Raw genomic sequence first — 13,756 nt, forward strand, 5'->3', positions numbered from 1 at the left:
GGTCAGAAGGTGCCGATGTCGAACCGGGTGGCCCTGGCGCTCACCGGCCCCCGGTCCAGCTCGTTACCGTCGATGTCGAGCGCCCGGTAGCTGCCCCGGCTGGTCAGCCTGTCACCGCGTACCTCGGCGTGGTGCAGCGCCCGGACCTCGCCGTGGTAGCGCGGCGGCATTCCCTTCAGGTCCTCGGGCAGCACCTGCCAGAGGGTGAACGTGACGGTGCGCCGCCCGGTGGACTCCCAACGCCCGGTGGCGATGTGGATCCCCTGGGCGAAGGAGAGGAAGAAGCCGCCCGGCAGGAAGCTGAAGAGCGCCACCTCCTCCTCGTGCGGCAGCGTGACGACACCACGCCAGGTACCCGCGACCGGGCTCTCCGGCCGGCGTCGCCCGGATGCGGACGCCTCGGCAGCCTCGCCCGTACCCACCGCCATGCCGCTCGCGGTCACCGCCGCGCCGATCGCCACCGCACCGGCACCGGCGGCACGCCGCAGGAACCGCCGCCGGTCGTCGTGTCCGGTCATCGGAAACACCTCGCCCTCAACTCACCCGGGTTGGTCGAGCCGACCGTACGGCGATGCCCGGTTCGTCCACATCGCCCGATGGTGGCCTGAGACGCCCTCCCGGCCCGCCCTCCGGCTGAGTCGATCGGCGGAGCGGTTCGGCCTACCGGGTTTCCGCCCGCCAGAGCTCCCAGGCCAGCCAGGCCGAGCCGATCCCGACCAGTACGCCGTGCGTGATCCGCACCGCGGCGGGGGTGAAGAACTGCGGCAGGAAGAGGGCGAACCCCAGCGCGAACGGGATCCCGCTGTACCGGGCGAGCCTTCCCGACCGCCAGACCGCCACCGCGGCCAGTACCGCGCCGACGCCCAGCGCCAGCAGCCCGAGTACGAAGGTGGCGCTGGCGGCCGGGCCGAAGCGTACGGCCTCGACGACGGCGAGCAGGTCGAACCGCTCGCCGTCGGCGGCTGCCCGGGCGAGGGCGTTCAGGCCGAAGTCCTCGGCGCCGTAGTACGGCAGGACCAGTCCGGCGCCGGTCCACCCGGTCAGCAGCGCGGCGACGGCGGGCCGTTCGCCCGGGGTGCCGTCGACCGCCCGACGCAGGGCGAGGAGCCCGAGCGGCAGCAGGATGAAGCCGATCATGGCGAACAGGTGCGAGGCCACCCATGCGGTGGAGCTCATCGACGCGATCGCCCCGGCCGGGGTGGATTCGTCGTTCCAGGGTCGGCTGGCCGGATAGAGGACGAAGAGCGCTCCGGTGGCGGCGAGCAGCACGGCACCGGCCCGGGTACGGCTACGGCCGGCGGCCGGCGCCGGGAGCACGGCAGACTTAGGACGCTTCATAGCTGTATAGCTAATGAGATTAGCCTTACCGTGTCAAGGCGGCCGAATACCTGTACCACCCTCGGTGGGTCAGGCGCAGACGACGTTGACGCCCGCGTCCCGGAACGCCTGGAGCGTCGCCGGGTCGGCGCCGGAATCGGTGACCAGGGTCTCGACCCGCTCGATCGGGCAGATCCGGGCGAAGGCGTGTCCGCCGAGCTTGGACGAGTCGGCGATGATCACGACCCGCTTGGCCCGGGCCACCATCAGGTTGTTCATCGACGCCTCGCCCTCGTGGTGCGCCGCCGCGCCGAGCTGCACGTCGATGGCGTCCACCCCCAGCAGCGCCACGTCCAGGGTGACCTCGCGGAGCAGCGCACCGCCGAGCGGGCCGACCAGCTCGAAGGACTGCGGCCGGACCACCCCGCCGGCCACCACGATCTTCATCCGGGACCGGACCAGCAGCTCGTTGGCGATGTTCAGCGCGTTGGTCACCACGGTCAGCTGCGCGCCGTCCGCGCTGCTGTTCAGGTCGGGGCGTACGGCCAGCCCGCGGGCGACCTCGGTGGTGGTGGTACCGCCGTTGAGCCCGACCACCATCCCCGGAGCGACCAGGGCTGCGGCGGCGGCACCGATCCGCTGCTTCTCGGCCGAGTGCTTGGCGGTCTTGTAACGCAGCGGAAGGTCGTACGAGACGCCGTTGGCGACCGCCCCACCCCGGGTACGCGTGATCATCTGCTGTTGGGCGAGCTGGTCGAAGTCACGCCGGATGGTCGCCTGCGAGACGTCCAGCCGGGCGGCGGCGTCCTCCACGCTGACCCGACCGGTGTCGGTCAGCAGTTCGAGCAGCGCATTCCATCTCGCATAGCGGTCCACCCCGGGCCTCCAGCTTCGTCGCGGAGATTCCGTGCACAATAGTGCGCGAAACGCGCGGCCGCAAAACTTTGTTCTGCGCAAAGCTGCGCGCGGTTGCCACGACCGATGTCTTTCGCGCAGAATGACGCGCGAAAGATCGTCAAACCGAGCCGTATTGCGCAGGCCGGTCCGCCGTCACATGGCGCCGCCCCGCCAGTGCGGTCTCCCGCCCGCGAGGAGCTGCGATGGGCCACGTCGACGCGGAGATCGCCAGTCAACCCGAGTGCTGGCGACAGGCCACCCCGCTGGCCGCCGACTCGGCCGCCGCACTGCCCCGGCCCGGCGAGCGGGTCGCCGTGATCGGCTGCGGCACCTCCTGGTTCATGGCGATGGCGTACGCCAGCCTGCGCGAGCACGCCGGACACGGCGAGACCGACGCCTTCCAGGCCTCCGAGTTCCCGCTCGACCGCCGGTACGACCGGATCGTGGCGATCACCCGCTCCGGCACCACCACAGAGGTGCTGGACGTCCTCTCCGCGCTGCGCGGGCGCCGGCCGAGCACCGTGATCGTCGGAGATCCGGAGTCGCCGGCCACGGAACTCGCCGAGCAGAGCGTCGCGATGCCCTTCGCCGACGAGCGCTCGGTGGTGCAGACCCGGTTCGCCACCACCGCCCTGGCCCTGCTCCGGGCCCACCTCGGCACCGGCATGTCCGCGCTGGCCGCCGACGCCGAGGTCGCGGTACGCGCCCCGCTGCCGTTCGACCCCGCCCGGGTCGAGCAGATCACCTTCCTCGGCCGGGGCTGGACGATCGGGATCGCCCACGAGGCGGCGCTCAAGTGCCGCGAGGCGGCCGGCGCCTGGGCCGAGGCGTACCCGGCGATGGACTACCGGCACGGCCCGATCTCGATCGCCGGACCGGGCCGGCTGGTCTGGGCGTTCGGCGAGGTACCCGACGGGTTGGCCGAGGACATCGCGGCCACCGGGGCGGCGTTCGTGCACAGCCGGACCAGCAACGTGCACGCCGTGATCGGCGGCTGGGCGGCGGGCCGGCCGCCGCTGGACCCGATGGCCGACCTGATCCTGGCGCAGCGCTTCGCGGTCGCCCTGGCCAAGGGGCGCGGCCTCGACCCGGACGCGCCCCGGCACCTGCGCCGGTCCGTGGTGCTCGCGTGACCGACCCCGCCGTGCCGGCGACCACCGGCGCCGGCACACCGACCGGTGGCGACGGCCAGGACGGCAGTGTGGTCGTCGCGCTCGACGTCGGCGGGACCGGGATGAAGTGCGCCCTGGTCCGGACCGACGGCCGGGTCGCGCACACCGAACGGCACCACACCCTGGCCGAGCACGGTCCGGCCGCCGTGGTGGAGCGCATCCTCGACATCGCCGAAGGGCTCGCCGGCAAGGCCCGGGCCGACGGGCTGACCCCGGTCGCGGTCGGGCTCGCCGTGCCCGGGGTGGTCGACGAGGCCACCGGCCGGGCGATCTGGTCGGCCAACCTGGGCTTCCGGGACGTACCCCTGCGGGAGCTGGTCACCGCGCGGCTCGGCCTGCCCTCGGCGCTCGGCCACGACGTGCGGTCCGGTGGGCTCGCCGAGGCCCGGCTCGGCGCCGGACGGGGCACCCGGCACGTGCTCTTCCTCGCCATCGGCACCGGGATCGCCGCCGCGCACGTGGTCGACGGGTCGGCCTTCGCGGGCGCGCACGGCGCCGCCGGCGAGCTGGGCCACGTCGTCGTACGCCCCGACGGGCCGCGCTGCGGCTGCGGCCGGCTCGGCTGCCTGGAGGCGGTCGCCTCGGCCGCCGCCGTCGGCCGGCGCTACACGGCGCTGACCGGTACTCCGGCGACCGCCGCCGAGGTGGTCACCCGGGCGGCCGGCGGCGAAGAGACCGCGACCCTGGTGTGGCGGGAGACGGTCGACGCCCTGGCCGACGGGCTCGCCATCGCCCAGGCGCTCTACGACACCGAGGTCGTCGTGCTCGGCGGCGGGCTGGCCGAGGCCGGCGCCGACCTGCTCGACCCGCTCGGCGTGGCGCTGCGGCAACGACTGACGTTCCAGACCGAGCCCCGGCTGCTCCGCGCGGCCCTCGGCGACGAGGCCGGCTCCCTCGGCGCCGCCCTGCTCGCCCTCGACACCCGCGACCAGCACAGCGAGGAGACGACATGACCGTCCGGGTCAGTGGCAAGGTGGTAACCCCGACCGGCGTGATCCGGCAGGGCTGTGTGGAGCTGGACGGCGAGCGGATCTCGGCGGTCGCCGAATATCCGTCGATCCGCGACGGGCACTGGATCGTGCCCGGCTTCGTGGACATGCACAGCCACGGGGGCGGCGGGCACACCTTCACCACCGGGGACGCCGACGAGGCCCGGGCCGCCGCCGCATTCCACCTCTCGCACGGCACCACCAGCATCCTGGCCAGCCTGGTCAGCTCGCCGTACGAGTTGATGCGGGACGCCACCGAGGCGTTCGCCCCGCTGGTCAAGGAGGGCGTACTGGCCGGCGTGCACTACGAGGGCCCCTATCTGTCCGGGGTGCGCTGCGGGGCGCAGAACCCGAAGTTCCTCCGCGACCCGTCCCTGGAGGAGCTGACCGAACTGCTCGCCCTCGGCGACGGTACGGTCCGGATGGTCACCCTCGCCCCCGAGCTGCCCGGCGCGCTGGCCGCGATCGAGCTGCTCGTCTCCCGGCGGGTCGTCGCGGCGATCGGGCACACCGACGCCACGTACGAGCAGACCGGTGCCGGGGTGACCGCCGGGGCGACCGTGGCGACCCACCTCTTCAACGGCATGCCCAGCGCGCACCACCGGGAGCCGGGGCCGGTCTTCGCGCTGCTCGGCTCCGCCAACGTGGTCTGCGAGCTGGTCGCCGACGGCGTACACCTGCACCAGGGCACCCTGGCCTTCGCCGCCGGGGTGGCCGGCCCGGACCGGGCCGCGCTGATCACCGACGCGATGGCGGCGGCCGGGATGCCGGACGGTGAGTACGAGCTGGGCGGCCAGCCGGTGGTGGTGGCCGACGGGACGGTCCGGCTGGCCACCGCCGACTCGGCACCCGGGGCGATCGCCGGCAGCGTGCTGACCATGGACGCGGCGCTGCGCGCGGCGGTGGCGGCCGGGATCCCGATGGTGGACGCCTGCCGGATGGCCGCCACCACCCCGGCCCGGGCGGTCGGGCTCGGCGACCGGATCGGTGCGCTGCTGCCCGGCTGGCGGGCCGACCTGGTGGTGCTGGACGACGACCTGAACGTCGTCCAGGTGATGCGCGGCGGCGAGTGGGTCGAGTAGCGGCTTCGGGCAGGCGCACCCACCATGCTCGCAGTCAGACGAGCCGGCGGATGTCGCCGTACGCCCGGTAGAAGCCGCCCCGCCCCGCCTCGCGTACCTCGCTGACCAGGTAGCGCGCCCTCGGCTCGCGAATGCCCTTGGGGAACTGCACCAGCCAGTCCCGGCGGTAGCCGTCGGAGAGCACCCGGATCCGCAGCCGGCCGCCGTCCTCGACGCACTCCACCAGTACGCCGTCGCCCGGGTCGTGGGTGATCTCGACCGTGGTGGACGGCACCACCGTCGGCAGTCGGGGTGGCGCCTTCACGTCCAGCACGTCCGGCACGCTGCCCTGCTCGGCCGCGCGGATCGCCGGCTCGCTGGCGTCGATGCAGGCCAGTGCGCCGGTCGTGGTGACGATGTAGAGCCGCTGCTCGTGGTATTGCATCGAGTAGGCCGAGCCGCATCCGGTGCCCAACTTCCACAGCCGGTTGCCGGCGGCGTCGAAGCAGTAGACCGAGGACGAGCTGTCTCCGGCGAAGACGTACTCGCCGCCGGGGGCGGTGGCGCAGGAGTAGATCGGGGCGTCGCACCGGTAGATCCGCTCCGACTGGCCCTGCTTGCTCAGCCGGGTCACCTGGTTGGCCACCGTGCCGGCGTAGACCGCGCCCGGCTCCTGCCAGCCGAACAGCACCGCACTGGTCGGCCGGTGCCACTGCTGCTGCCCGGTACGCCAGTCGTAGCTGGTCACCCCCTTGGAGGCGCCGTGATAGATGGCGTCCGCGTCGCAGCGCACCATCCAGCCGGACCGGCCGTGGCCCTGCCGACGCCAGATGAACTCGTCCTCGTGGTCGATCGCCGCGATCCCGCCGCCGGAGTCGGAGACCCCGAGCACCCCGTCGTGGATGTCGAGCCAGTAGATGTCGATGTCCGGGGCGATCCGGTAGGCGAGCCGGGGCACCTTGCCGGAGATGTCGTAGACATTGCCGTCGTCGCAGCCGGCGTAACGCCAGTCGTCGTCGGCGACGATGCACTTGACCCCGTCGGGCAGCCGGTATTGTTGCACCACCTCGGCGTCGTGGCTGAGCGTGGTGATCACACCGAACTCGTTGCCGACCATGCAGCCCTGCCGGTCGACGAAGATCCCGAACGCCGGGGCGCCCGAGTCGTAGCGCCAGAGCACCGGTGCCCGGCGGGCGGTGGAGCGGGTGCTGACGATCTGCCGCCGAGAGACCGCGCGCTTCTGCCGCACCCCGGGCACGGCCGGCGCGTAGCCCTTGCGCACCTTCTCGCCGATCTTCTTGGCCGCTTCCTTCCGGGCCCGGTCGACATTGGTGAAGACGTTCCGCTTCACCTGCCCCGGGTCCCCGATCCGGCCGTACCGAACGGTCAGCTCGGGGCCGTCGACGGTCACCTCGTAGAACTTGTGCGAGCTACCGTCCACTTCGGACAGTTCGAGGTAGGTCGTTTCCTGTGCCATAGGGGTCTGTGCCTCCGGGGTGGGGGTGACAGCCGCCGGCAGGAACACCAGCGGTGGCGACGGACGAGACGGTAGCCGCCGGGACCGACAGAATCCGGCGATCGGTCCCCGGCGTACGCCGATGCCGGTAAGGATCGGGCGCGCGCCGTCCGAAGTGGAGCTGTTGCACTTCCCCCAGGGCAGGCTATCCGGGCGGAAGTGCGGGTCGTTCCCACTCCGGCGACGGCACCGGCGCCGGCACCGCCGGCACGGGCACCGGCTTCGGGGCGGCCCGATCGGGCGCCGCGCCCTCGACCCGGCGCATCCGGCGGTGCAGCAGCACCGCGCCGACGAAGACCATCGGTGCGACGACGGCCCGCAGCGGGGTGAACGGCACGCCGAGCAGCAGCCCGCTGGTGGCACCGAACCCGATCGCGCTGGCCCGGTGCCGCCAGACCGCCCGGAGCTGCCCCCGGAACGTCGCCGTCCCGTGGTGGTGCAGCGGGATCGCCAGCATCAGCAGCCCGACCAGGAAGCCGTTGAAGACGGCGACCGCGCTGATCGCCACGAACACGTTGAGCCCCGGCACGAGCAGCAGGGGCACCAGCAGCAGCCAGCCGAGCTGCACCACCAGCGTGACGAGTACGGCCTGCCGGACGGCGACCCCGGACGCCCGCCACAGCGAGGGCGCCCGGCCGGCGGCGTCGCCCCCGGCGAACGGCTCGACCGCACCGAGCCGGCGCTCCATCCGCCGGGCCAGCAGCACGTAGCAGGGCGCACCGAGCACGATGCTCAGTGGCAGTACGAGGTAGCCGAGGACGAAGTGCACACCGATCCGTACGCCCCAGAGCAGGATCGCGCCGAGCGTGTCGTGGATCCAGGGCCAGCTCTCGGCGAACGAGGTGAGCCAACCGATCACGGCGGCGGCAGCGGCCTCGACGGTGTGCGCGAGGCCGAGCATCGCCAGTGGCAGCAGCACCAGCGGCGCGACGGCGTAGGGCCAGAGCGTCGGGCTGGCGAGGAGCCGCCCGACGCCCCGGAAGAAGTAGCCAATCCCGGCACCGAAATTCACGATCGGCCGGGTGCCCCGGTAGGCGGCGGTACGCGCCGTCCGGGCCGCTCCGGACGCCACCGTGGCGGCGGTCTGCGCCGCACCGGACGCCACGGAGACGGCGGTCTGGGCGGCTCCGTCGGCTACCGCGCGGCCGGCCCGGCGTACCGCCTCGAGGTCCGGGACCGGCATCTGCGGGGGAGCCCACTGCCGCTGCGGGCCGACGAGAGGCGGTTCCACCGGAGCCAGCATCGCCGCCTCGGCCGGGACGACCTGCTGGCCGAGGAGGTCCGGTACCGGGGCGGCAGGGTCGTCGACTCCGGTCGGACGGTGTCGGATCGGGGGTTCCGGCTCGGGCGTACGCATCTGCCTCGACGACCCTTCGCGTATCGGGGACAGCCGTGACCGTCGAGGCGGAACGGCCGACCTGAAGGGGTGGGGACAGCCGCTCGGCCCCGAGATCTCGCGCAGTCTAGTTCCGATCCCGGATGCTGACAGTCCCCTTCGGCCGGCGCGGGATCAGGTTCGGGCCCGCTCGGGTCGGCCCGGCATCCGCACCGGGCGGCGGTAGGGGTAACTCCACCGTCGCCCTTGTGGGCAGCGGGATGTCGCTTCCGCGTGACCGCTTCTAGGGTCGAAAGATCGACAAAGGGAGAGTGTCATGAGCGTCCACAGTCGACGGAGTGTGCTTCGTCGCGCCGCGGTCACGGCGGGTGCGCTGGCGGCGGGAACGGCGGCAACCACCGCGGCGACCGCGGCCCCGACCGCCGATGCGACCATCGGCGGCCCGATGGTCCATGTCGGGCCAGCCGACCGGCGGTACGCGTACCTGGCCGGGCGCGGCTACAACGAGCGGTTTCTCGGCTCGCCCGACCATATCCGGCTGGTCGGCTCGACGGACGACGTGGTGCGCGCGGTGAACGACGCGGTACGTGCCGGCAAACGCGTCGCGGTGCGCAGCGGCGGGCACTGCTTCGAGAACTTCGTCGACGACCCCGCCGTGCGGATGGTCATCGACATGAGCGCCATGACCAGGGTCTCCTACGATCCGGCGCGCCGGGCGTTCGCCGTGGAGGCCGGTGCGACCCTGGGTGAGGCGTACCGGCGGCTCTTCCTGGGCTGGGGCGTGACGATCCCCGCCGGGTGGTGCCCCGAGGTGGGTGTCGGCGGCCACGTGGCCGCAGGAGGATACGGCCCCCTGTGTCGCCGTCATGGCCTGGCGGTCGACCACCTGTTCGCGGTCGAGGTGGTGGTCGTCGACGGCGCCGGCAACGCCCGCAGCGTGGTAGCGACGCGGGAGCCGACGGATCCCCACCGCGACCTGTGGTGGGCGCACACCGGCGGCGGGGGAGGATCGTTCGGCGTGGTAACCCGTTACTGGTTCCGGGATCTGCCGGAGCCGCCCGCCGAGGTGTTGTCGTTCACGCTCCAGTGGACGTGGGAGGGGCTGCACGAGCCGGCCTTCACGCGGCTCGTGCAGAACCACGGACGCTGGTTCGAACGGTACGGCGACCGGTACCCCGACCTCTACACCGAGTTTCTGTTGTTCCGCCGCCAGCAGGGCATGATCATGCTGATCGGGCAGGCATCGGGCGCCGACGCGGAGCGGGTACTCGACGAGCACGTCGCGGCGCTCGGCGACGGCGTGGGCGCTCCCACCTCTCGAACCCAGGAGCGTGGGCCCTGGCTCGCGGCGGCGCTCAAGGGCTCGGACGAAACGTTCGGGTGGCGGTTGAAGGTGAAGTCGGGATACCTGCGTCGCCCGTTCACCGACCGGCAGATCGCCGTCGCGTACCGCCATCTGACAATGGACGACCCCAACTTCGTCAGCGGCGCGGTCAGCCTCAATTCCTACGGGGGCAGGGTCAACGCGGTGGCACCGGACGCCACCGCCACCGCGCATCGCGACGCCATGCTAAAGCTCTTCTACCTGTCGGCGTGGGCGGAACCGGCGGACGACGCACGGCACCTGGCGTGGATCCGCGAGTTCTACCGCGACATGTACGCCGACACCGGCGGCGTGCCGGTCGACGGTGGCGCGTACATCGGCTACCCGGACACCGACCTCGCGGATCCGCGGTGGAACACGTCGGGCCTGCCGTGGTCCACGCTGTACTACGGCGACAACGCGGCGAGGCTGCGCGCGGCGAAGCGGCGGTGGGACCCGCGGAACGTGTTCCACCATGCGCTGACCCCGTGATCGAACGATAGCTACGCTGAGCTGTCAGGCGATGACTGAATCAAGGTCATAGATCCTGAACAACATTGCCACCCCAGCAGATCGAGCCCGGTTGCGCTCACCACGGCCCCCGGTTCGGCGTACGCCGGGCCGGGTCGACGAACCAGCATCGGGCGTGCCGGGACTGGCAGTGTCGCAGCCCCTGCCGGATACGCTCCGCCTCGGCGCGGGCGGCGCACTCGGCCCGCCGCAGGTCCTCCAGTTCGTCGGCGAGGCGGCGCAGGTAGGCGTACACCTGCTCCGGGTCGAGGCCGCGCCACCGCGAACGGAACGTGGCCGCACGGACCTGGACCGGCTGGACAGCCTGCCGGGCTGGATGGCTCGGCGTGGCCCCTCGGGCCGGTGCCGACACTTTCTCGCGTCCCACGTTGGTCCTTCCGGAAGAGGTAGGGGGTGGGCGGCGCCGAGGCGGACGGGGTCGGCCGCCGACTGTTCGGACAGCCGGCCGGAGCCCGGCATCCGCCCCGGGCCCTTTCCCACTCCCGGCCGCCGTGCCCCCACAGCGGCCGGAAGAGGCTCTAGCTGGTCGCGCCGGTCAGCCGATCGGTGTACGAGGCCAGCGCGCCGGCCGCCTCGGTCAGGCTGGCCGTCATCAGGCCGAGTTGCTCGGCAGCCTGCGACCACTGCTCGGTCACGGCGTCGGTGGAGTAGTCGGAGTCGCCCGCGTCCCGGAGCCGCTGCCCGGCGCCGCGCAGCCGGTCGGGCAGCCCGGCGATCCGTTCGGCCACCTCGGCGAACTGGGTCTGTGCCACGCCCAGCGTGCCGGCGACCTCGCCGATGCTGGTCACGTCGGCCCGGCCGAGGCGCTCGTGCAGCCGCCGGATCCCGCCACCGAGCAGTTGTTCCGCGTGATTGGCCAGGTCGAGGGCGTCCTCACCGCAGCGGCGGGCCTGCCGCAGCTCCGGATGCACCGAGCCGGCACTGGTCCGCTCCAGCAGCGCGGCCGCCGCCGCGACCGTCAGGTACGCCTCCCGCAGCTCGCCAGTGACCTGCTCCGCCGCCCACGCCGCACTCGCCTCCGGGGCATCCATCGGTACGTCCTTCGTGAGTACCTCTTCCGCCGGCATGTCCGCCGCCCGCGTCGCTTCCGGGCTCGGCGTGGTGGGGGTTGGCTCCAAGTCAGCGCTGAACATCGAAAACCTTCCGCTAGCCGCACAGTCGACGGGAACTACCTTGACTCGTGACTACAGTACTCGTCAAGAGCACTCCGCACGATGACGTACGACAAGTTGACTTGTGCCTCTTGACGGGCGCCTACGGTCGCGTTCATGCGACTGATGGGCGCGCACGAAATCCGGATGCGACTGGGTGGGATCAGCCGGCAACGCGTGTACGCCATCACGTCCCACCGGTCGTTCCCGGCGCCGATCGCCGAGTTGCAGCAGGGCAAGGTGTGGCGCGCCGCCGACGTCGAGAAGTGGATCGCGAAGCACCGCCCGGAACTGGTCGGCGAGGACGACGAGGAGCGATGACGCGAGCGCCTGCCTCCAAACCGACGTCCCGGAGATAGCCCGCCTCGGACTGTGGGCCCGTCAGGCGAAGTCTTCGCTCGTACGCCGTCCGTACGCCGCGCCGTCGAGAATTCCTCGACCCCGCCAACTGGCACCCGCACACCGCCGAAGCCGTCCCCGGATCGCGTCTCGGTACGATCGGGTCCCACACCCCTGGCCGGGAGGCGTAGACAGACATGGGCAACCCGGAACCGCCGCAGCCGCAGCAACCCAGTCCGCCGCCGGGACCGCTGCCCCCGCAGCCCGGGTACGCACCGCCACCCGTTCCGCAGCAGCCCGGATATCCGGCACCGCCGCCACCCGCGCAGCCCGGCTACGGCCAGCCGCCGCAGCAGCCACAGCCCGGCTACGGCCAGCCGCCGCAGCAGCCACAGCCCGGCTATGGACCGCCGGCCACCGGCGCTCCCCCGGGTCACGGGATGCCGCCGGTCCCGCAGCAGGGCTACCCGGCACCCCAATCCGGGTACGGCGAGCCATCCGGCTACGGACAGCCGGGATATCCGCCCCAGGCTGCCCAGCCCGGGTATCCGTACCAGGACGGCCAGCCGGTGCCGCCCGCGAAGTCGGGACCGCGTACCGGGCTGATCATCGGGATCGTGGCCGGTGGGGTGGCGCTGCTCCTGCTGCTCGTCTGCGGGGTGGGCGGCTTCGTCTGGTATCAGCAGCGCGACGACGCAAGCGGCGGGGACCTCTCCGGCGTGATCAACTATCGGCAGACGAACCCGGGTGCACTCTCGACGGACCACGTCCAGGATCCGGTGACCTATCCGATGACCCCGCCGGCCGGCGGACCGCACTTCCAGCGGTGGCAGAACTGCAACGGCGACGTCTACACCGCGCCGATCGAGGACGGCAACGCCGTACACAGCCTGGAACACGGCGCGGTATGGATCACCTTCCGGCCGGGCCTGCCCCCCTCCGAGGTGGGCAAGCTCATCGATCGGGTACGCGGGCTGTCGCACATGATGATGAGCCCGTACCCGGGGCAGTCGGCACCGATCTCGCTCCAGGCCTGGGGTTACCAGCTCGCCGTCGAGGAGGCGGACGACCCGGCGATCGGCGCCTTCATCTCGGCGTACCGGGTGACCGCCGCGATCGAGACCGGCGCGCCCTGCGGCGGCGGGATCACCACCACCCGGTAGCGACCAGCCGCCGCCCGCGAACACTTTGCCCTTGCGCTAAGTGTTCTGGCGAGCAATGCTTAGCCGCATGGCACAGTATTCGGCGGAGCTCGACGGCGTCTTCGTCGCCCTGGCCGACCCGACCCGGCGCGACGTCATCCGACGGCTCGGCCGTGGTGCGACGAGCGTCGGCGACCTCGCCCGCGAGTTCCCGATGACCCTTCCCTCGTTCATGAAGCACGTACGAACGCTTGAGGCGAACGGCCTGATCCGCACGGTCAAGTCCGGCCGGGTGCGCACCTGCGTGCTCAACCGCGACCGCCTCGCCCTCCTCGACGACTGGCTGGCCGAACAGCGCCGGATCTGGGAGGAGCGCACCGACCGCCTCGAACGGCTCGTCACCGACCCGGAGGAGAAAGAATGACCATGAACCCCGACCTTGACCTGACCCTGGGGCGGATCATCCGCGCTCCCCGTGCCGTCGTCTGGCGCGCCTGGACCGATCCGTCCCGCTTCGCGAAGTGGTGGCTTCCGGCTCCGACGCTGTGCCGGGTCGACCGCCTGGAGGTCCGGCCCGGCGGCGGCCTGGTGACCCGGATGAGCGACGACGGGGCGGAGTTCGTCCCGCACATGGACGCGAGCTTCCTCGTCGTCGACGAGCTGGAGCGGATCGTGTTCACGAACGCCATCGACAGCGAGTGGCGACCGACCCAGCCCGCCCCGGTCGCAGTGACCGCCGAGATCATCCTGGGCGATCATCCGGACGGCACCGACTACCGGATTTTGCTCCGGCACGGCGATCCTGCTGCCCGCGCTCGCCACGAGGAACTCGGCTTCGCCGAGGGCTGGGGATCGGTGACCAAACAACTCGCCGGGCTCGCCGAGGCCGAGGCGGCCCGGTAAAGACCGCTCTCACCGACGTTCGTCACCCTGGACGGATTC

The 13,756-nt window shown here is 72.3% G+C and carries 15 protein-coding genes; 8 read left to right on the forward strand and 7 right to left on the reverse strand.

Annotated features, from left to right (window positions below; all coding sequences use genetic code 11):
* Nucleotides 1–2 precede the first annotated feature (2 nt).
* The 3 genes from V1634_RS02355 to V1634_RS02365 all read right to left on the reverse strand — a co-directional run bounded on the left by V1634_RS02355 (nt 3) and on the right by V1634_RS02365 (nt 2,193).
* Nucleotides 3–518, reverse strand: a complete 516-nt coding sequence (locus V1634_RS02355) for a hypothetical protein (protein ID WP_331206038.1) — start codon at nt 516–518, stop codon at nt 3–5.
* Between the two features lie 142 nt (nt 519–660).
* Nucleotides 661–1,338 carry a hypothetical protein gene (locus V1634_RS02360; protein ID WP_331206039.1) on the reverse strand — a complete coding sequence of 226 codons (678 nt, stop codon included), beginning with the start codon at nt 1,336–1,338 and terminating at the stop codon, nt 661–663.
* A 69-nt stretch (nt 1,339–1,407) separates the two neighbouring features.
* Nucleotides 1,408–2,193 carry a DeoR/GlpR family DNA-binding transcription regulator gene (locus V1634_RS02365; protein ID WP_101369278.1) on the reverse strand — a complete coding sequence of 262 codons (786 nt, stop codon included), beginning with the start codon at nt 2,191–2,193 and terminating at the stop codon, nt 1,408–1,410.
* 224 nt (nt 2,194–2,417) lie between these two features.
* On the opposite strand from V1634_RS02365, the gene V1634_RS02370 reads away from it, so the two are divergent.
* Genes V1634_RS02370 through nagA form a run of 3 tightly spaced genes read left to right on the forward strand, consistent with a single transcriptional unit; the run spans nt 2,418 to nt 5,457 of the window.
* The gene (locus tag V1634_RS02370) at nt 2,418–3,347 is read left to right on the forward strand and encodes an SIS domain-containing protein (protein ID WP_331206040.1); all 930 of its coding nucleotides are present in this window, start codon (nt 2,418–2,420) and stop codon (nt 3,345–3,347) included.
* Nucleotides 3,348–3,358: 11 nt separating this feature from the next.
* On the forward strand, nt 3,359–4,339 hold the full coding sequence (locus V1634_RS02375; RefSeq protein ID WP_331206119.1) for an ROK family protein: 981 nt from the start codon (nt 3,359–3,361) through the stop codon (nt 4,337–4,339).
* The gene (nagA, locus tag V1634_RS02380) at nt 4,336–5,457 is read left to right on the forward strand and encodes an N-acetylglucosamine-6-phosphate deacetylase (protein WP_331206041.1); all 1,122 of its coding nucleotides are present in this window, start codon (nt 4,336–4,338) and stop codon (nt 5,455–5,457) included. Before V1634_RS02375 ends, nagA begins: the two co-directional genes overlap by 4 nt.
* Nucleotides 5,458–5,491: 34 nt before the next feature.
* On the opposite strand, the gene V1634_RS02385 is transcribed toward nagA, so the two are convergent.
* Nucleotides 5,492–6,913 (reverse strand): WGR domain-containing protein, encoded by a 1,422-nt coding sequence (locus V1634_RS02385; protein WP_331206042.1) that lies wholly within the window; start codon nt 6,911–6,913, stop codon nt 5,492–5,494.
* A 184-nt stretch (nt 6,914–7,097) separates the two neighbouring features.
* The gene (locus V1634_RS02390; RefSeq protein ID WP_331206043.1) at nt 7,098–8,309 is read right to left on the reverse strand and encodes an EI24 domain-containing protein; all 1,212 of its coding nucleotides are present in this window, start codon (nt 8,307–8,309) and stop codon (nt 7,098–7,100) included.
* Between the two features lie 424 nt (nt 8,310–8,733).
* On the opposite strand from V1634_RS02390, the gene V1634_RS02395 reads away from it, so the two are divergent.
* The gene (locus V1634_RS02395) at nt 8,734–10,143 is read left to right on the forward strand and encodes an FAD-dependent oxidoreductase (RefSeq protein WP_331206120.1); all 1,410 of its coding nucleotides are present in this window, start codon (nt 8,734–8,736) and stop codon (nt 10,141–10,143) included.
* 97 nt (nt 10,144–10,240) lie between these two features.
* On the opposite strand, the gene V1634_RS02400 is transcribed toward V1634_RS02395, so the two are convergent.
* Together V1634_RS02400 and V1634_RS02405 are read right to left on the reverse strand one after the other, a co-directional pair.
* Entirely contained in the window at nt 10,241–10,549 is a 309-nt protein-coding gene (locus V1634_RS02400; protein ID WP_331206045.1) for a DivIVA domain-containing protein, read from the reverse strand.
* Between the two features lie 151 nt (nt 10,550–10,700).
* On the reverse strand, nt 10,701–11,315 hold the full coding sequence (locus tag V1634_RS02405; protein WP_331206046.1) for a hypothetical protein: 615 nt from the start codon (nt 11,313–11,315) through the stop codon (nt 10,701–10,703).
* Between the two features lie 135 nt (nt 11,316–11,450).
* On the opposite strand from V1634_RS02405, the gene V1634_RS02410 reads away from it, so the two are divergent.
* From V1634_RS02410 to V1634_RS02425, 4 genes are all read left to right on the forward strand, one after another.
* Nucleotides 11,451–11,654 (forward strand): helix-turn-helix transcriptional regulator, encoded by a 204-nt coding sequence (locus tag V1634_RS02410; RefSeq protein WP_331206047.1) that lies wholly within the window; start codon nt 11,451–11,453, stop codon nt 11,652–11,654.
* 215 nt (nt 11,655–11,869) lie between these two features.
* A complete protein-coding gene (locus V1634_RS02415; protein WP_331206048.1) occupies nt 11,870–12,835 on the forward strand; it encodes a DUF3105 domain-containing protein in 966 nt (321 codons plus the stop codon).
* Between the two features lie 67 nt (nt 12,836–12,902).
* Nucleotides 12,903–13,238 carry an ArsR/SmtB family transcription factor gene (locus tag V1634_RS02420; RefSeq protein WP_331206049.1) on the forward strand — a complete coding sequence of 112 codons (336 nt, stop codon included), beginning with the start codon at nt 12,903–12,905 and terminating at the stop codon, nt 13,236–13,238.
* Entirely contained in the window at nt 13,235–13,717 is a 483-nt protein-coding gene (locus V1634_RS02425; RefSeq protein ID WP_331206050.1) for an SRPBCC domain-containing protein, read from the forward strand. The genes V1634_RS02420 and V1634_RS02425 overlap by 4 nt, the downstream gene beginning before the upstream one ends.
* The last annotated feature ends 39 nt before the right edge of the window (nt 13,718–13,756 follow it).

This window comes from Plantactinospora veratri (assembly GCF_036421995.1).
Lineage (GTDB): Bacteria > Actinomycetota > Actinomycetes > Mycobacteriales > Micromonosporaceae > Plantactinospora > Plantactinospora veratri.